This is a genomic window from Reyranella sp. (assembly GCF_965249915.1).
Taxonomy (GTDB): Bacteria; Pseudomonadota; Alphaproteobacteria; order Reyranellales; family Reyranellaceae; genus Reyranella.
Genome location: NZ_OZ252257.1, coordinates 4,542,093 through 4,559,348 on the forward strand (window position 1 = coordinate 4,542,093; position 17,256 = coordinate 4,559,348).

Consider the following 17,256-nt stretch of genomic DNA (forward strand, 5'->3'; position numbering starts at 1 on the left):
CGACATGCGCCATGTTGTGATGTTGCTTTGCCTGCTCGCCCTCGCGGCGTGCGGCGGATCCCCCAAGCCCTTCGCCCACGATCCTTCGCAGATCTCCTACGGGCGCCAGCTCCGCGACAAGGTCGAGGTCGCGATCAGCCCGCCGCGCAACATGCCGCCGGAAATGGGCGAGCGCGTCGCCGCCGCCCTCGCCATCGAACTCCAGTCCTATGGCATCGTGGCGGCGATCGCCCCGACCGAGGCGCCGATCGAGGTCGACGGCGTGATGAGCACGCGCGACGCCGACATGTCGATCGAGATCCAGATCGACTGGCGCATCCGCGGCAAGCCACGCACCGACGAGCCCGCGACCGTCAAGACGCGCGCGCCGCCCGAGGATTATGCCGAGCAGGCCGAGCGTCTGGTTTCGCGCATCGCGCAACAAGCCGCGCCCCGGGTCGCGACCCTGATCGGCAAGCCGCCGAACTTCATTCCGCGCGCGCCCGGCCAGGTCGCCGCGGGCATCACGATCCCCTACGAATTCCCGGCCGACCCCGCCGCGACCCCGCCGCCCGACGGAGCGGTCCCGACCTCGACGACCACGCCGACGCCGATCGCGGCCAAGCCGGCCGAGCCGCAGGTCAAGGTGCTGGTCGCGCAGGTGACCGGTGCGCCCTCGGACGGCAATCGCCAGCTGACCTCCGGCATGCGGCGTGCGCTGGGATCGAGCAAGCTCGTGATCGTGGACCAGGCAGAAGCCGACGCCTTCACCGTCGTCGGCACGGTCACCATGACACCGATCGACGACCGCATGGCCAAGCTGGTCGTCAAGTGGGTCGTCAAGGATCCGGCCGGCAAGAATGTCGGTGACATCGAGCAGTCCAACCCGGTGCCGCTGGCCGCCGCGAAGGGCTCATGGGCGGGATTCGGCGACATCGTCGCCTCGGCCGCCTCCGAGGGGGTACTCGAACTTCTCGAGAAGGCGTTCAACAAGCCCCGCTGAGTCCTGCGCGGCAGGTGAATCGGCTTGTCAGAGGGGGGCTTTCGGCTGCTACTGTTCCGGGGGGCGGCGCGATTCTTGCAAGCTTTGCGCAAGGCAAGAACCGACCGCGAGACAGGGAGTCAAAAAAATCATGTTCTCATTCAGGAAGTCGGCCTTGGCCGTCATCGCTGCGGCGAGCGTCAGCGGCCTCATGGCCGCCGCGCCGGTCCAGGCGCAGACGCTCAAGGTCGTTATGCATTCGGACGTCAAGATCCTCGATCCGATCTGGACCACGGCCTACATCCAGCGCAACCACGGCTACATGGTGTGGGACACGCTGTTCGCGGTCGACGAGAAGTTCAACGTCAAGCCGCAGATGGTCGACAAGTATGAGAACTCTGCCGACAAGCTGACCTGGACCTTCACGCTGCGCGACGGCCTCGAGTGGCACAACGGCACGCCGGTCACCGCCGAGGATTGCATCGCCTCCATCAAGCGCTGGGCCGCCCGCGATTCGATGGGCCAGAAGATGATGGGCTCGGTCGACGGCTTCGAGGTCGTCGATGCCAAGACCTTCAAGATGAAGATGAAGGAGCCGTACGGCCTGGTGCTCGAGTCGCTCGGCAAGCCGTCGTCGAACGTGCCCTTCATGATGCCGAAGAAGTCGGCCGAAACCGACCCGATGCAGCAGATCAAGGTCGAGGACGTGATCGGCTCGGGACCGTTCATCTTCAAGGCCGACGAATGGAAGCCGGGCGAGAAGATCGTCTACGTCAAGAACACCAAGTACAAGCCGCGGGCCGAGCCGGCCAACGGCCTCGCCGGCGGCAAGGTCGTCAAGGTCGACCGCGTCGAATGGATCGCCATGCCGGACATCCAGACGCAGGTGGCGGCGCTGCAGAACGGCGAGATCGACATCCTCGAGGCGCCGGGCCACGACCTGCTGCCGCTGCTCGCCAAGGACAAGAACATCGAGCTGCTCAACTTCAACCCGACCGGCAACCAGTACGCCTTCCGCTTCAACAGCATCGCCAAGCCCTTCGACAACGCGAAGATCCGGCATGCGGTGTTCGTTGCCTTCGGCCAGGAGGACTTCCTCAAGGCCACGATCGGCGATCCGCAATGGTACAAGGTCTGCAAGGCGCCGTTCGTGTGCGGCACGCCGCTGGCGACCGACGCCGGCATGGCCGACGTGCTGAACGGCAATGCCGCCAAGGCCAAGCAGATCCTGACGGAAGCCGGCTACGACGGCACCCCGATCGTGCTGATGCAGTCGACCGACCTGCAGGTTCTCACCAACCTCGCCCCGGTCGCCAAGGCGCAGATGGAGCGCGCCGGCTTCAAGGTCGACATGATTTCGATGGACTGGCAGACGCTGGTCGCGCGCCGCGTCAAGAAGGACCCGCCGAGCCAGGGCGGCTGGCACGCCTTCCTCACCTCGTGGGTGGCGGCCGACATCCTCAACCCGGTGATGGCCGGATACTTCAACGCAGCGTGCGACAAGGCCATGTTCGGCTGGCCGTGCGATGCCACGATCGAGAAGTATCGCGACCAGTTCGCCAAGGAGACCGACCCGGTGAAGCAGAAGCAGATCGTCGAGGATCTGCAGAAGTACTGGGTCGACCATCCGACGCATATCAATGTCGGCCAGTGGTACGCCCCGCTGGCGCGCCGCAAGAACGTCGAGGGTAACCTGACGGCGCCGGCGCCGGTGTTCTGGAACGTCAGCAAGAAGTAGCTCGATCCGCGCGCGGGGCTCTTCCCCGCGCGCCCATCGATGAAGGCGGGCGATCCTGCCTTCTTCGATGGGGAAGAAACCCGGAGGGGGCTCTATGAAAAAAGTGATGAAGCGTACGCTCGCGGCAATGGTTGCCGGGGCGATTCTATCGAGTGCGGGGCCGGTGCTGGCCCAGGGCAAGGTCGTCAAGTTCGTCCAGAACGGCAACCTGACGATCCTGGATCCGATCTGGACCACGGCCTACGTCACGCGCAACCACGGTTACTTCATCTACGACACGCTGTTTGCGTCCGACGAGAACAACGTCGTCAAGCCGCAGATGGTCGACAAGTACGACGTCTCCGCCGACAAGACGGTGTGGACCTTCACCCTGCGCGACGGCCTGGAATGGCATGACGGCAAGCCGGTGACCTCCGAGGACTGCATCGCCTCGATCAAGCGCTGGGGCGCCCGCGACGCGATGGGCCAGAAGCTCATGGACTTCGTGAAGGAGTTCAAGGAGGTCGATCCCAAGACCTTCCAGATGGTCCTGAAGGAGCCCTACGGCCTGGTCCTCGATTCGCTGGGCAAGCCGTCCTCGCAGGTTCCGTTCATGATGCCGAAGCGGGTGGCCGACACCGACCCGTTCAAGCAGATCGACAGCCAGATCGGCTCGGGCCCGTTCATCTACGTGAACGCCGAGTCCAAGCCCGGCGAGAAGCACGTCTACACCAAGAACCAGAAGTACAAGCCCCGCGCCGAGCCCGCTTCGGGCCTGGCCGGCGGCAAGGTGGTCAAGGTCGATCGCGTCGAGATCATCGAGATGCCCGACCCGCAGCAGCAGGTGAACGCGCTCGCCGCGGGCGAGATCGACGTGATCGAGCAGCCGCCGCACGACCTGATCCCGATCCTCAAGAAGGAAAAGGGGGTCACGCTCTATAACTGGAACCCGCTCGGTCACCAGTTCATCTACCGCATGAACTGGCTGCAGCCGCCGTTCGACAATCCGAAGATCCGCGAAGCCGCGCTGCTGACCATCCGCCAGGAGGATTATCTCAAGGCGACCGTCGGCGAGCCGGAGTTCTACAAGGTCTGCACGGCCGCCTTCATCTGCGGCACGCCCAATGCCGTCGACGCGCCGGGCGACCTGCTCGTCAAGCCGAACTTCGAGAAGTCGAAGGCGCTGCTCAAGGAAGCGGGCTACGACGGCACGCCGATCGTGCTGCTGCAGTCGACGACGCTGCCGGTTCTCACCAACGTCGCCCCTGTGACAAAGGCGCTGCTCGAACAAGGCGGCTTCAAGGTCGACATGCAGTCGATGGACTGGCAAACCGTCGTCACGCGTCGAACCAACAAGGGTCCCGTGAGCCAGGGCGGCTGGAACATCTTCCACACCTTCTCGGTGGCTGCGGACATCCTGAACCCGATCTCGACCTCCTACATGGTCGCGAACGGCGACAAGGCGTGGTTCGGCTGGCCGAACGATCCGGAAATGGAGAAGCTGCGCGACGCCTACGCCAAGGAAACCGACCCCGCGAAGAACAAGGCGCTCGCCGCCGCCGTTCAGGCCCGGGCTTTGCAAACCGCCCAGTATGGCTGGATCGGCCAGTGGTACGGTCCCGGCGCCATGCGCTCCAACATCTCGGGCTGGCTCAAGGCGCCGGTCCCGGTGATGTGGAACATCGAGAAGAAGTGAAACTGATCTTCATCCCGACCCTCTGCCGGCAACCGGCGGAGGGCCGGGATGGAGGCAGTCAGATAAGGTAAACCGCATACAATGATCGATTTCATCGCTCGTCGTCTCATAGCCATCATCCCCGTGCTGGCGGTGGTGGCCATCTTCGTCTTCCTCATGCTGCGATTGACGCCGGGCGATCCCGCCGCGGTCATCGCGGGCGACAACGCGACGTCCGACCAGATCGCCGACATTCGCAACAAGCTCGGGCTCGACGAGCCGATCTGGGCGCAGTTCGCCATCTGGATCGGCAACGTGCTGCAGGGCAATTTCGGCGAGAGCTTCTTCTTCAAGAAGACCGTCGCCGAGCTGATCGCCCAGCGCGTCGAGCCGACGCTTGCTCTTGCAATCTGCACCCTGCTCTTCGCCGTCACCGTCTCCGTGCCGATCGGCGTCATGGCCGCCTATCGCCAGGGCTCGCTGCTCGATCGCGCCGTGATGGGCTTCTCGGTGCTGGGCTTCTCGGTGCCGGGCTTCGTGATCGGCTACTGCCTGATCTATGTCTTCGCCATCGAGCTCGGCTGGCTGCCGGTGCAGGGCTATGTCCGCATCGGCGTCAATTTCTGGCAGTTCCTCGAGCGCATGGTGCTGCCGTCGCTCACCCTCTCGGTCGGCTTCGTGGCGCTGATCTCGCGCATCACGCGCGCCTCGGTGCTCGAGGTGCTGAACGAGGACTATATCCGCACCGCCCGTGCCAAGGGCCTGTCGAACCGCGTGGTGCTGATGCGCCATGCCCTGCGCAATGCCGCCGTGCCGATCCTCACCGTGATCGGCCTCGGCATCGCGATCCTGATCGGCGGCGCGGTGGTGACGGAAAGCGTCTTCGGCCTGCCCGGTCTCGGCCGTCTGACGGTCGAGGCGGTGTTGAGCCGCGACTTCCCGACCATCCAGACCGTCATTCTTCTCTTCTCCGTCGTCTATGTCGTGATCAACCTGCTCATCGACATCAGCTACACCCTTTTCGATCCGAGGATCCGGTATTGAGCGCGATCACCGAAGAAGTCGTCGACTCCGCCTCCATTGCGGCGGCGTCGACCAAGCGCAAGAGCCTGTGGCTCGTTGCTCTCCGCAACCCGAACGTGATCATCGGCGGCGTGATCCTGCTGACGATGCTGGTCATCGCCATCCTCGCGCCGTTCCTCGGCACCGTGGACCCGACCCGTATCGATCCGGCGGCCCGCAACAAGAAGCCGGGCACCGAGATCACCTATCGCCTCGACGACGGGACGACCGCCAAGCGCATCGCCATCATGGGCACCGACAGCCTGGGGCGCGACGTCTACAGCCGCGTGCTCTACGGCGCGCGCGTGTCGCTGGCCGTGGGTGTCGCCGTCTCGATCATCGCCGTCGTCATCGGCATGGTGATCGGCCTGGTGTCCGGCTACATCCGCTGGGCCGACGGGATCATCATGCGCGTCATGGATGGGTTGATGGCGATCCCGGGCATCCTGCTCGCGATCGCCCTCGTCTCGATCTGGCGCGCCGGCCTGATCACCGTGGTCTTCGCCATCGTCGTCCCCGACGTGCCGCGCGTGGTGCGTCTCGTGCGCTCGATCGTGCTGACGGTGCGTGAAGAACCCTATGTCGAAGGCGCGATCTCGGTCGGTACGCCGACCTGGATCCTGATGTTCCGCCACATCCTGCCCAATACCGTGGCACCGCTGATCGTGCAGGGCACCTTCCTGGCCGCCGCCGCGATCCTGACCGAAGCTGCGCTGTCCTTCCTGGGCATCGGCATCCCGCCGGAAATCCCGAGCTGGGGCAACATCATGGCCGAGGGCCGCACGCTGTTCCGCGTGTTCCCGCACAACATCCTGTATCCCGGCATCTTCCTTGCCTTGACGGTGCTGGCCATCAACATCATGGGCGACGGTCTGCGCGACACGCTCGACCCGAAGATGAGCAAGAAAGTCTGATGTCGACCGAAACCAAGAAACCAGTCCTCGAAGTCCGCAACCTGAGCGTCGCCCTGCCCAAGGGCGGCGACCGGGTCCATGCCGTCGAAAAGGTGAGCTTCACGGTCAATCCCGGCGAGATCGTCTGCCTCGTGGGCGAATCGGGCTCGGGCAAGTCGGTGATCGCCTTTACCGTGATGGGTCTTCTCGCCAAGGCGCTGAAGCCGACCTCCGGCGAGATCCTGCTCGAGGGCGAGAACATCCTGACGGCGAGCGAAGACAGGCTGCGCGAGCTGCGCTGCACGCGCATGTCGATGATCTTCCAGGAGCCGATGACGGCGCTCAATCCCGTCATGACCTGCGGCGAGCAGATCGACGAGGTTCTGAACACCCACACCAAGCTCGACGCCGCCACGCGCAAGGCCAAGATCATCGCCATCCTGGACCGCGTGAAGCTGCCGGAGCCGGAGCGCATCTACGCCTCGTTCCCGCACCAGCTCTCGGGCGGCCAGCGCCAGCGCATCATGATCGCCATGGCGCTGGTGCTCGATCCCGTCCTGCTGATCGCCGACGAGCCCACCACCGCGCTCGACGTCACCACCCAGGCCGAGATCCTGAAGCTCGTGGCCGAGCTGCAGGCGGGCCAGGGCACCGGCGTCCTGTTCATCACCCACGATTTCGGCGTGGTGGCCGAGATCGCCCATCGCGTCGCCGTCCTGCGCTGGGGCGAGCTGGTGGAGATGGGCCCGACGGAGCAGATCCTGTCGCGGCCCACGCAGGCCTACACCAAGATGCTGATCTCGTCGGTGCCGTCGATCACGCCGGTCCATCGCGGCGTGCGGCGGGACGGCACCACCATCCTGCGCACCGAGAAGCTCGGCAAGGTCTATACGAGCAACGCCTTCTTCCAGAAGGCGCGCGTGGTGAAAGCCGCCGTGGACGTCGACCTCGACATCCGCCGCGGCGAGACGCTGGGCATCGTGGGCGAATCCGGCTCGGGCAAGTCGACCGTGGCGCGCTGCATCGCCCGCCTGATCGATCCGAGCGAGGGCAAGGTCTATATCGGCGACACCGAGATCGCGACCATGTCGGCGCGCAAGCTGCGGCCGCATCGCCGCCGCGTGCAGATCGTCTTCCAGGATCCCTACCGTTCGATGAACCCGCGCATCACCGTGGGCGACTTCATCATCGAGGGGCCGATGAACTTCGGGCTGGGCCGCGACGAAGCGATGGCCCGCGCGCGCAAGCTGATGGAGACGGTGCGGCTCGATCCCAACGCGCTCGACCGCTTTCCCCACCAGTTCTCCGGCGGCCAGCGCCAGCGCATCTGTATTGCGCGCGCGCTGGCCATGGAGCCCGAGCTGCTGATCGCCGACGAGGCCGTGTCGGCGCTCGACGTGTCGGTGCAGAAGCAGGTGCTGGAACTGCTGGACGAGATCCGCGTCCGGCTGAACCTCGCCGTCCTCTTCATCACCCACGATCTGCGCGTCGCGGCGCAGATCTGCGATTACGTGGCCGTGATGAGCAAGGGCCGCGTCGTCGAATACGGCTCGGCCGAGCAGGTCTTCGGGTCGCCCAAGGCCGAATACACCAAGGCCCTGTTCGCCGCCGCCCCCGGCCGCGAGTGGCAGTTCGGCAAGTTCGCCGCTTAAGGCACCGCTCATATTCCTCTCCCCCGCCAGGGGGAGAGGCCAGGAGAGGGGGTTACGGTGCGCCGTCCCCTGACCCAACCTCTCCCCCTGGCGGGGGAGAGGAGCATGAGGGACTATGGCCTCATGAGCACCTCCGGCTTCCTCGAAGACGCTTCGTTCAATCAGTCGCCCGCCTTCGGCGACATCGACCTGTTCACCGCCGACCGGCCGCTGGCCGATGCCGCGGCCCGCGCGGGTCTCGACCTCGCGGCGCTCTCCGCCTGCGGCCGGGACTATGGCGCGGCCGAGACGCTCGATCTCGGACGGCTGGCCAACGAGAACCCGCCCCGGCTCCGCACCATGGACGGCAAGGGCAATCGCCTCGACCTGGTCGAGTTCCATCCCGCCTATCACGCGCTGATGCGCAAGAGCATCGGCCACGGCATCCACGCCTCGGCGCATGACGGCAGCGACCGGCCGGCGCCGATGTCGGCACGGGCCGTCCGGCTCTATCTCGCGACCCAGGCCGAGAGCGGCCACATGTGCCCGATCACCATGACGCATGCCTGTGTGGGCGCGCTGCGCTCCGAGCCGGCACTGCTCGAAAAATGGCGGCCGAAACTCCAGACCCGCACCTACGATCCGCGCCCGCTGCCGTGGTGGGAGAAGAACGGCGTCACGCTGGGCATGGGCATGACCGAGCGCCAGGGCGGCACCGACGTGCGCGCCAACATCACGAGCGCCATCGCGCACGGCGACCATGTCGAGATCACCGGCCACAAATGGTTCATGTCGGCGCCGATGTGCGACGCCTTCCTTGTCCTTGCCCAGTCAGAAGGCGGCCTCACCTGTTACCTGATGCCGCGTTACCGGCCCGACGGTTCGCAGAACGCCATCCGCTTCCAGCGGCTGAAGGACAAGCTCGGCAACAAGTCCAATGCCTCGTCCGAGGTCGAGTTCCACGGCGCCTGGGCCGAGCGGGTCGGACCCGAAGGCGCCGGAATTCGTACCATCATCGAGATGGTGAACCTCACCCGTCTCGATTGCGCCATCGCCTCGGCCGGCCAGTCGCGCATCGCGCTCAACCAGGCGATCCACCACATCCGCAACCGCTCGGTCTTCCAGCGACGGCTGGCGGACCAGCCGGCCATGCGCGCCGTCGCCGCCGACATGGCGCTGGAGCTCGAGGCGCAGGTGGCGCTGGTTTTCCGCCTGATCCGCGCCGCCGAGCATGCGACACAGGATCCGCGCGAAGCGGCCTATGCCCGGCTGCTGACGCCGGCCGTGAAGTTCCTGGTGTGCAAGAGCACGCCGCAGCTCGTCTACGAATCGCTCGAGTGCCTGGGCGGCAATGGCTACACCGAGGACCTGCCGATGGCGCGCTACTTCCGCGAATCGCCGCTCAACGCCATCTGGGAAGGCTCGGGCAACGTCATGGCGCTCGACGTGCTGCGCGCCGCCGGCCGTCACCCCGAAGCCGCGACGGACACGCTGTCACGCCTCGTGCGCACCGCCGACCGGGCCTTCAAGACCGGTCCGCTGGCGCAGGCGCTGGAGCAGATCCTGAAGTCGGGCGCCGCCGAACGCCGCGCGCGTTTCCTGTGCGAGAGCCTGGCCAAGATCGCCGCCGTGGCGGCGCTGGTCGAAGCGGGCTCGCCCTTCGCCACGCTCTATGCCGAGACGCGGCTGGGCGGTTCGCCCTTCGCGCAGTTCGGCTCGGCAGATCTCGGCGACAGCGAGACGGCGCTGATGGACCGCGCGCTGGCGGCATAGAAGATTGACGACATGATCGATCTCTCCACGCTCGCCCTCTTCGCCCTCGCCTGCCTGGCGCTCACCGCGACGCCGGGCCCCGACATGCTGCTGATTGCCTCGCGCAGCGCGAGCCAGGGCAAGGCCTCGGGCTTCGCCACGCTGGCCGGCATCCAGCTCGGCACCTATTGCCATGCTGCCGCGGCGGCGTTCGGCCTGTCGCAGCTCTTCCTGGTCGTGCCGCTCGCTTACGACGTCGTGCGCTACGCGGGAGCGGCCTATCTGCTCTACCTCGCCTGGAAGACGTTGCGCGCCACGGGAACGGCGCTCGCGCCGACCGACAGCGCGCGTGGCTTCTCGATCGCGGTGGTGTTCCGCCAGGGGCTGCTGACCAACCTGCTCAATCCGAAGATGGCGTTGTTCGTGCTGGCGCTTTTCCCGCAATTCGTGCGACCGGAAGCGGGCTCGGTCGCGTTGCAGATCATGCTGCTGGCGACCGTGCTCAACCTGATCGGCATCGCGGTCAACGGTGCGGTCATCCTGGCGGCGAGCCGGCTTGGCCGTGCCTTCAGTGGGGGCGGCCGCTTCCGGCGCGTTCCGCAGATCCTGCTGGGCACCGTGTTCGCAGGCCTCGCGTTGCGCCTGGCCTTGGACGGCAGGCGCTGAGGCGGCCTAGCGCTTCACGGGAAGGCGCGCCTGCCAGGGCCGCAACAGCAGCATGCCGCCCATCACGACGCCGTAGACGGCGAGCCCGATCCCCATCGCCCAGAACACCGCATCGAGCCCCTGCCCCAGCTCGATCGCGAGCCAGCCGCCGCCGACGGTGATGACCAGCCGCACCAGCACGGCGGCGACCGGCACGCCCATGCGGCCGGCGCCCTGGCTGCCGAAGTGCAGCGTCAGGCCGAGGCCGTAGAGGATGTAGAACGGCGCTGCCCGCGTGAGATAGCCGACGCAGGCGGCGATCGTCGCTTGATCGCTCGTGAACAGAAGCGACCATTGCTCCGGCAGGAGGGCGATCGCACCGCCGATCGCGCCGATCACGGCCGCGGCAAAGAGACTGCCCGTCCAGGCGACACGGCGCGCCCGCGCCCATCCGTCCGCACCGGCGGCAACGCCGATCAGCGTCAGCATGCCGGTGCCGATGCCGTAGGAAATCGCGCCCATCAGGTTTTCGAGCCGCGATCCGATCGCGTAACCCGCCAGCGCCGACGTGCCGAAGCGGCCGACCAGTCCGGTCAGCACCATCGTGCCGATGCCGCCGACCACGGTGACGGCCGAGGACGCAAGGCCGACGCCCATGATCTCCGCGAATAGTCGCCGCTGCAGCCCGCGTCCGCCGAGCGAGGGGACGAAGCCCAGCCGCCCGCCCCAGATCGCGCGCGCCGTCAAGGCAAGCGACAGGCCGGATGCCGCCACGCCGGCCACCGCCAGACCCGCTACGCCCCAGCCCGGCCAGCCGCCGATCCCGAGCCCCAGCAGTGCCGCCATCGGCACGTAGACCGCCGAGCCCACGACGCCGAAGCGGGCCGCCAAGGCCGCGCTGCCCACACCGCGCAGGATGGCGGAGGCGAAATTGGTCGCCCACACCAGCACCCCGAAGCTGAACCAGAGGTCGCTGTAGGCGCGGGCCTGACGCAGCACCGCGCCCTCCCCGCCCATCATGCGGTAGAGGAGCGGCGCCGCCGTCCACGCGAACAGGGCGCAGAGCGCGGCGAAGACGAACGCCAGCACCATCGCATGGATCACCAGTGCCTGGGCATCCTCGCGCCGGCCGCCGCCCAGCGCGCGTGCCATGGAGGCCGCGACGGCACCACCCAGCCCGCCCGAGGAGACGTTCATCACCATGACGACGAAGGGATAGACCAGCGCGAAGGCCGCCAGCGCGGAACTGCCCAGCCGACCGATCAGCCAGATCTCGGCCAACACGACGGCGATCTGCACCACCATGAACGCGGTCGTGGGACCGGCGAGGCGCAGCAGGGAACGCCCGATGGGCGCGACGAGGAGAGGATGGGACACGGGAGACACCGGCAGGAGCGACAGCGCGACAACGACACACCCGGCCCCTGGCGGAACGGGCAGCTAAGGATCGTTAAAGTCGCGAACTCATGTGCGGAGTCTCCAGAACAGCCGGCACTATGGCCTCGCCGTCAGCTTACGACAACCTGTTCCCTTTGCCCGCCGATGCCGCGCCGGTACACTCCGCCCCAGCGTTCCAGCCAATGTTCAGCGAGTAACTCCTTACAATGAAAAAAATCTTCACGGCGTGCCTCGGCACGGAGACCAATACCTTTGCCTCGATCCCGACCGGCCTCGGCCTGTTCGAGGAGACCTGCCTGTTCCGCAAGGGCAGCTACGGCGACAAGGTGCCGATGTTCGGTGCGCCGCTCGACGTCTGGCGCAAGCGCTCCGAGGCCAAGGGCTGGCAGGTGGTGGAGAGCCTCTGCGCCTTTGCCCAGCCGGCCGGCAAGACCGTGAAGAAGGTCTACGAGGCGTTCCGCGACGAGATCGTCTCGGACCTCAAGGCCGCGATGCCGGTCGATGCGGTGTTCCTCTCCATGCACGGCGCCATGGTGGCCGAGGGCTACGACGACTGCGAAAGCGACCTGCTCGCCCATGTGCGCAAGGTCGTCGGACCGGACGTGCCGGTCGGCGTCGAGCTCGATCTCCACTGCAATATCGGCGAAGGCACGATGCGCGATGCCACGGCGCTGGTCCTGTTCAAGGAATATCCGCATGTCGACGTGTCGGACCGCGCCGACGACCTGTTCAACGTCATGGAAGGCGCCATCGAGGGTCGCACGAAGCCCGTGATGGCCACCTGGGACTGCCGCATGATCGGCGTGTTCCACACCACGCGCCAGCCGATGCGCGGCTTCGTCGACAAGCTGATGGCCATGGAAGGCAAGGACGGCGTGCTCTCGCTCTCCGTCGCCCACGGCTTCCCGTGGTCCGACATCAAGGAGATGAGCAGCCGCATCATCGCCATCACCGACGGCGACAAGGCGAAGGCCGAGAAGATCGCGAAGGAACTCGGCCAGGAGTTCTTCGCCATGCGCGAGGCCACGCAGCCGCCCTATGTGACGCTGGACGCCGCCATGGCGCGGGTCAGCTCGCACAATCTGCCAAAGCCCATGGTGCTGGCCGACGTCTCGGACAATGCCGGCGGCGGCGCGGCTTCGGATTCGACTTTCATTCTGAAGGCGCTGCTGGACGGCAAGGTGAAGGATGCGGCGATCGCCATGTTCTGGGATCCCGGCGCGGTGAAGCTCGCCTTCGAGGTCGGCGAGGGCGCCGAACTCGACATCCGGCTCGGCGGCAAGCTCGGCCCGCAATCGGGCGCGCCGGTCGATGCCCGCGCCAAGGTGCTGAAGCTCGAGAAGAACGTGTTCATCCAGTTCGGCGGCGCCCGCAAGGGCACCAGCCCGATCGGCGACGCCGCGGCCCTGCAGATCGAGGGCGTGACGGTGATCGTCAACTCCACGCGCTCGCAGTGCCACAGCCTCGACTGCTTCACCAAGCTCGGCATCGATCCTTCGACCAAGAAGGTCGTGGTGGTGAAGTCGATGCAGCACTTCCACGCCGCCTACGCCCCGATCGCCAGCGAAGTGGTCTATGTCGCCGCGCCGGGCGCGCTGGTGCCGGACTGGTCGCTGCTGCCCTACACCAAGGCCGACAAGACGCAGTGGCCGTTCGTCGCCAACCCTCACGCGTAGGGCGGGCGATCCATCGCAAAGCAATCCCGTCGTCTCCGGTCGAGACGACGGGGCGATTATCAGCGCGGCAGCGCGGCCTGCTCCACGGCGGGCATGACAGCGGGCACGCCTTTGGACTTCTTCTCCGCGGCCTGCAGCGTCCGGGTCGGATCGTAGCGGCGTTCGAGCCAGCGCTGGGCGCGATCCCAGAGCGTCGTCAGCACGAGGTAGTAGACGGCGGCGGCGGCGAAGACTTCGAGCACGTCGAACTTGATCTGCATGATCATCTCGGCGCGCCGCATCAGCTCCTCCATCGAGATCACCGAGGCGATCGAGGTGGCCTTCAACAGGCCGTTCACCGAGTTGCCCAGCGCCGGCATGATTATCCGCGTGGCCTGGGGCAGCAGCACCATGCGCAAAGCCTGCATGCGCGAGAGGCCGAGCGCCTTGGCGGCATCGTGCTGACCGGCCGGGATGGCCAGGAAGCCGCCGCGGATGATCTCGGCCATGTAGGCCGCCTCGTTCAGCACCAGCGTCACGATCACCGAGGTCAGCACGCCGAACTTGATGCCGAGCTGCGGCAGGCCGGAATAGATCATCACCATCTGGATCAACAGCGGCGTGCCGCGGAAGAACCAGATGTAGCCCTGCGCGACCTTGCTGACGGCGCCGTTGCGCGAGGCCCGCATCAGCGCGATGGCGAGACCGAGGATCAGCCCGCCAGCCAGCCCCGCCACGGTGAGGCCGGCGGTCACCAGCACGCCGACCAGCAGGAACTGGTTGGTCAGCGCCGCATAGAAGTCGCCGAGGTCGAAGCCCCGCATCTATCGAGGCCCTTTACTGCGGACCGGGGCCGCGGATGGCGAAGGTCTCGACCGGCAGCTTGGTGAGACCGTATTTGTCGAACAGCTTGTCGTAGTAGCCGTCCTTCTTGAGCTCGTTGAGCGCGCCCACGACCTTCTCCGCGACGTTCTTGTTGCGGTACATCTGCGTCGTCGGGGCGCTGCCGAGGCCTGTCGCGGTGATCTCGATCAGGCCGCGGCGCTTGATCTCGACCGCCGTCACGTCGATCAGGATCGCCGTCTCGACCTGGCCGGCCCGCAGCGCCGCCAGCACGTCGGTGGCGGTCTTGAAGGTCAGGACCTCGATCGGCTTGGCGCCCTTGGCGACCTGCTCTTTGTCGACGCCGCGCAGCCAGCGCTCCTGGTAGGAATTCACCTCGACCCCCGCCTTGCGGCCGGCCAGGGACTCGGCATCGGTCAGCTTGAGCGGCGAATTGGCCATGACCGTGAGCGCGATGGTCTGCTGCGCATAGGGCACCGTGTAGGCGATCTTCGAGCGCTCCTCGGTCCAGAACATGCCGGTGTTGATGCCGTCGAAGCGGCCGCCCTGCATCGCCGGGATCATCGGCGGGAAGTCCATGCGGATCAGGTCGAGCGGGATGCAGAGCTTCTTGGCGATCTCGCGCATCAGCTCGACGTTCAGACCCTGCAGCTCGCCCTTCTCGTCGACGAACTGCTGCGGCGGCAGCGTCGGGTTGATCGACATCTGCAGCTTGCCGGCCGCGACCAGGTCGCTGTCGGCGATGGCCGGCTTGCAGGTTTGCGCCGTGGCCGGGAGGGCGGCGATGCAGAGCGGCAGAAGCACAGCGGAGATCAGTGGAACACGCATGACGTCCATCCTCGATAGGCCTGCCGCCACGAGGGTCCGCGGCACAGCGCTTGCAGTGGTGTTGGCCCAGAGGCCGGTCCAGGTCCGTGCCTGGGAAACAGCAATAACGGTGCCACTGAAGGAGTCCGCCATGGCCGCACAGCTCGATCAGCCGTTCGATTGGCGCCGCGCCGCCGCGGCGCGCGGACTCGTCGTCACCGACCTCGCCGAGAATGTCGCCACGGCGATCGAAGGGATCGACCTCGGCGACGACCACGACAAGGAGATGGTGGCGATCATCCGCGCCGCCTGCGTGGCGCGGACCCTGCTGCTGTTCCGCGGCCAGGAGAAACTCTCTCCGGCCGGCTATCTTGCCTTCGCCAGCCGTTTCGGCGGCCGCCCCGACCTGCACTCGCTCCGGCACTATTGCCTGCCCGATCACCACGAGATCTTCGTCGTCGGCAACGTGTACGAGGATCAGACCCGGGTCGGCTCACCCATGGTCGGCCTCAACTGGCACACCGACCACTATCACCTTCCCGAGCCCGGCCTGTTCACCTACCTGCACGCCATCCAGGTGCCGGAGGGCCAGGGCGACACGCGCTATGCCAACGGCATCGCCGCCTACGAGGCCCTGCCCGAGGCCAAGCGCGCCGAGATCGACGGGCTGAAGGTGCTGCACAGCCGGGCCCGCCTGTTCCGCAACCTCTTCCCCGAAGCCACCGAGGAAGAGGCGGAAGCCGAGCGCCGCAAGATCCCCGACGTCGTTCATCCGCTGGTCCGCACCCATCCCGAGATCGGCAAGCGCGGCCTCTACCTCGGCGGCGAATGGGGATCGTGCATCGACGGAATGCCGGCGGACGAGGCGCAGGCGCTCTATGACGAGCTGCTGCAGCACATGATCCAGGACCGCTTTTCCTACCAGCATCGCTGGCAGGCCGGCGACGTGCTGATGTCGGACAATCGCTGCAGCCTTCACCGCGCCAGCGAATGGGACGAGGCGACGCAGGTGCGACGCCTGCACCGCATCATCACGATCGACGACAGGGCGCCCTACTGAAGCGACGAAGAGTCCCGTATTTCAGGGCGTTTACAGGGCTTCGACTCATTGGTATGTTCCGCCCCGTCGCGGCCCGGGATGGCCGTTTTGTCGTTTTAGATCAACGGCTTAACCATGTCCCGCCCCGGCGCGAGGGCAGCGATTCATGAAAATTCTCACCGGCAACAGCAACAGACCGCTGGCCGAAGCCATTTCCGCCAAACTGGCCTTGCCGCTGGTAAAGGCCAACATACGCCGTTTCTCCGACAACGAGATCTTCGTCGAGATCCTGGAGAATGTGCGCGGCGAGGACGTTTTCGTCATCCAGTCGACGAGCTTCCCGGCCAACGACCATCTGATGGAACTGCTGATCACCATCGATGCCCTGCGGCGCAGCTCGGCCCGCCGCATCACCGCGGTGATCCCCTATTACGGCTATGCCCGCCAAGACCGCAGGGTCGGCTCGCGCACGCCGATCTCGGCCAAGCTGGTCGCCAACCTGATCACCCATGCCGGCGCCAATCGCGTGCTGACGCTCGACCTGCATGCCGGCCAGATCCAGGGCTTCTTCGACATCCCGCTCGACAATCTCTACGCCGGCCCGGTCTTCTCCAAGGACATCAAGGAGACGCTGAGCAACCGCAACCTGACCGTCGTGTCGCCCGACACCGGCGGCGTGGCCCGTGCCCGCGCCATCGCCAAGCGTATCGACGCCGACCTCGCGATCATCGACAAGCGCCGCGAGGCCGCCGGGATCAGCGAAGTCATGAACGTGATCGGCGACGTGAAGAACCGCGACTGCATCCTGATCGACGACATCGTCGATTCGGGCGGCACGCTGTGCAATGCCGCGGTCGCCTTGATGGACCAGGGCGCCACCTCGGTCTCGGCCTATATCACCCACGGCGTGCTGTCGGGCGGCGCGGTCGCCCGCGTCGCGGCCTCGCCGATCGAGAAGATGGTGATCACCGATTCGATCATGCCCACCGAGGCGGTGCGCGTGTCGCCCAACATCAAGCCGCTCAGCATCGCGACGCTGATGGCCGAGGCGATGAAGCGCATCACCGACGAAGCCTCGGTTTCGAGTTTGTTCGACTGAGGCCTGTTCGACCCCGAATTTCAAGAGATCCGGCGATGGGCACCCCTGGAGGCCACGCCGCGATAAGAGAGCAACCCAA

Annotated in this window: 14 protein-coding genes; 11 read left to right on the forward strand and 3 right to left on the reverse strand. The window is 66.4% G+C overall.

Going from position 1 to position 17,256, the window contains the following annotated elements:
* Window positions 1-4: 4 nt before the first annotated feature.
* From ACP15H_RS22465 to ACP15H_RS22500, 8 genes are all read left to right on the forward strand, one after another.
* Window positions 5-982, forward strand: coding sequence for a hypothetical protein (locus ACP15H_RS22465; protein WP_425068358.1), 978 nt, complete (start codon window positions 5-7; stop codon window positions 980-982).
* A 130-nt stretch (window positions 983-1,112) separates the two neighbouring features.
* The gene (locus tag ACP15H_RS22470; protein ID WP_425068359.1) at window positions 1,113-2,699 is read left to right on the forward strand and encodes an ABC transporter substrate-binding protein; all 1,587 of its coding nucleotides are present in this window, start codon (window positions 1,113-1,115) and stop codon (window positions 2,697-2,699) included.
* A gap of 106 nt (window positions 2,700-2,805) precedes the next feature.
* Window positions 2,806-4,374, forward strand: coding sequence for an ABC transporter substrate-binding protein (locus ACP15H_RS22475; RefSeq protein ID WP_425068360.1), 1,569 nt, complete (start codon window positions 2,806-2,808; stop codon window positions 4,372-4,374).
* Window positions 4,375-4,455: 81 nt separating this feature from the next.
* Entirely contained in the window at window positions 4,456-5,397 is a 942-nt protein-coding gene (locus ACP15H_RS22480) for an ABC transporter permease (RefSeq protein ID WP_425068361.1), read from the forward strand.
* On the forward strand, window positions 5,394-6,329 hold the full coding sequence (locus ACP15H_RS22485) for an ABC transporter permease (RefSeq protein ID WP_425068362.1): 936 nt from the start codon (window positions 5,394-5,396) through the stop codon (window positions 6,327-6,329). Before ACP15H_RS22480 ends, ACP15H_RS22485 begins: the two co-directional genes overlap by 4 nt.
* Window positions 6,329-7,960 carry an ABC transporter ATP-binding protein gene (locus ACP15H_RS22490; protein WP_425068363.1) on the forward strand — a complete coding sequence of 544 codons (1,632 nt, stop codon included), beginning with the start codon at window positions 6,329-6,331 and terminating at the stop codon, window positions 7,958-7,960. The genes ACP15H_RS22485 and ACP15H_RS22490 overlap by 1 nt, the downstream gene beginning before the upstream one ends.
* Window positions 7,961-8,083: 123 nt before the next feature.
* A complete protein-coding gene (locus tag ACP15H_RS22495; protein WP_425069953.1) occupies window positions 8,084-9,712 on the forward strand; it encodes an acyl-CoA dehydrogenase family protein in 1,629 nt (542 codons plus the stop codon).
* A 12-nt stretch (window positions 9,713-9,724) separates the two neighbouring features.
* A complete protein-coding gene (locus tag ACP15H_RS22500) occupies window positions 9,725-10,357 on the forward strand; it encodes a LysE family translocator (protein ID WP_425068364.1) in 633 nt (210 codons plus the stop codon).
* A 6-nt stretch (window positions 10,358-10,363) separates the two neighbouring features.
* Here ACP15H_RS22500 and ACP15H_RS22505 read toward each other — a convergent pair whose 3' ends face one another.
* Complete coding sequence (locus tag ACP15H_RS22505; RefSeq protein WP_425068365.1) at window positions 10,364-11,713, reverse strand: MATE family efflux transporter; 1,350 nt, start codon at window positions 11,711-11,713, stop codon at window positions 10,364-10,366.
* Between the two features lie 227 nt (window positions 11,714-11,940).
* Between ACP15H_RS22505 and ACP15H_RS22510 the strand changes: the two genes are divergently transcribed.
* The gene (locus ACP15H_RS22510; protein ID WP_425068366.1) at window positions 11,941-13,410 is read left to right on the forward strand and encodes a M81 family metallopeptidase; all 1,470 of its coding nucleotides are present in this window, start codon (window positions 11,941-11,943) and stop codon (window positions 13,408-13,410) included.
* Between the two features lie 59 nt (window positions 13,411-13,469).
* On the opposite strand, the gene ACP15H_RS22515 is transcribed toward ACP15H_RS22510, so the two are convergent.
* Together ACP15H_RS22515 and ACP15H_RS22520 are read right to left on the reverse strand one after the other, a co-directional pair.
* The gene (locus ACP15H_RS22515; RefSeq protein WP_425068367.1) at window positions 13,470-14,213 is read right to left on the reverse strand and encodes an amino acid ABC transporter permease; all 744 of its coding nucleotides are present in this window, start codon (window positions 14,211-14,213) and stop codon (window positions 13,470-13,472) included.
* A gap of 13 nt (window positions 14,214-14,226) precedes the next feature.
* On the reverse strand, window positions 14,227-15,060 hold the full coding sequence (locus ACP15H_RS22520; RefSeq protein WP_425068368.1) for an ABC transporter substrate-binding protein: 834 nt from the start codon (window positions 15,058-15,060) through the stop codon (window positions 14,227-14,229).
* 130 nt (window positions 15,061-15,190) lie between these two features.
* Here ACP15H_RS22520 and ACP15H_RS22525 point away from each other — a divergent pair, with 130 nt between their 5' ends.
* Both ACP15H_RS22525 and ACP15H_RS22530 read left to right on the forward strand, forming a co-directional pair.
* Window positions 15,191-16,099 (forward strand): TauD/TfdA dioxygenase family protein, encoded by a 909-nt coding sequence (locus ACP15H_RS22525; RefSeq protein WP_425068369.1) that lies wholly within the window; start codon window positions 15,191-15,193, stop codon window positions 16,097-16,099.
* A 145-nt stretch (window positions 16,100-16,244) separates the two neighbouring features.
* Window positions 16,245-17,177, forward strand: a complete 933-nt coding sequence (locus tag ACP15H_RS22530) for a ribose-phosphate pyrophosphokinase (protein ID WP_425068370.1) — start codon at window positions 16,245-16,247, stop codon at window positions 17,175-17,177.
* Window positions 17,178-17,256 lie beyond the last annotated feature (79 nt).

Excerpts from the sequence above, each read along its gene's own strand:
- ACP15H_RS22465 (WP_425068358.1), top strand. The coding sequence starts at position 5 with ATGCGCCATGTTGTGATGTTGCTTTGCCTGCTCGCCCTCGCGGCGTGC.
- ACP15H_RS22470 (WP_425068359.1), top strand. The coding sequence starts at position 1,113 with ATGTTCTCATTCAGGAAGTCGGCCTTGGCCGTCATCGCTGCGGCGAGC.
- ACP15H_RS22475 (WP_425068360.1), top strand. The coding sequence starts at position 2,806 with ATGAAGCGTACGCTCGCGGCAATGGTTGCCGGGGCGATTCTATCGAGT.
- ACP15H_RS22480 (WP_425068361.1), top strand. The coding sequence starts at position 4,456 with ATGATCGATTTCATCGCTCGTCGTCTCATAGCCATCATCCCCGTGCTG.
- ACP15H_RS22490 (WP_425068363.1), top strand. The coding sequence starts at position 6,329 with ATGTCGACCGAAACCAAGAAACCAGTCCTCGAAGTCCGCAACCTGAGC.
- ACP15H_RS22495 (WP_425069953.1), top strand. The coding sequence starts at position 8,084 with ATGAGCACCTCCGGCTTCCTCGAAGACGCTTCGTTCAATCAGTCGCCC.
- ACP15H_RS22500 (WP_425068364.1), top strand. The coding sequence starts at position 9,725 with ATGATCGATCTCTCCACGCTCGCCCTCTTCGCCCTCGCCTGCCTGGCG.
- ACP15H_RS22510 (WP_425068366.1), top strand. The coding sequence starts at position 11,941 with ATGAAAAAAATCTTCACGGCGTGCCTCGGCACGGAGACCAATACCTTT.
- ACP15H_RS22515 (WP_425068367.1), bottom strand. The coding sequence starts at position 14,213 with ATGCGGGGCTTCGACCTCGGCGACTTCTATGCGGCGCTGACCAACCAG.
- ACP15H_RS22520 (WP_425068368.1), bottom strand. The coding sequence starts at position 15,060 with ATGCGTGTTCCACTGATCTCCGCTGTGCTTCTGCCGCTCTGCATCGCC.
- ACP15H_RS22525 (WP_425068369.1), top strand. The coding sequence starts at position 15,191 with ATGGCCGCACAGCTCGATCAGCCGTTCGATTGGCGCCGCGCCGCCGCG.
- ACP15H_RS22530 (WP_425068370.1), top strand. The coding sequence starts at position 16,245 with ATGAAAATTCTCACCGGCAACAGCAACAGACCGCTGGCCGAAGCCATT.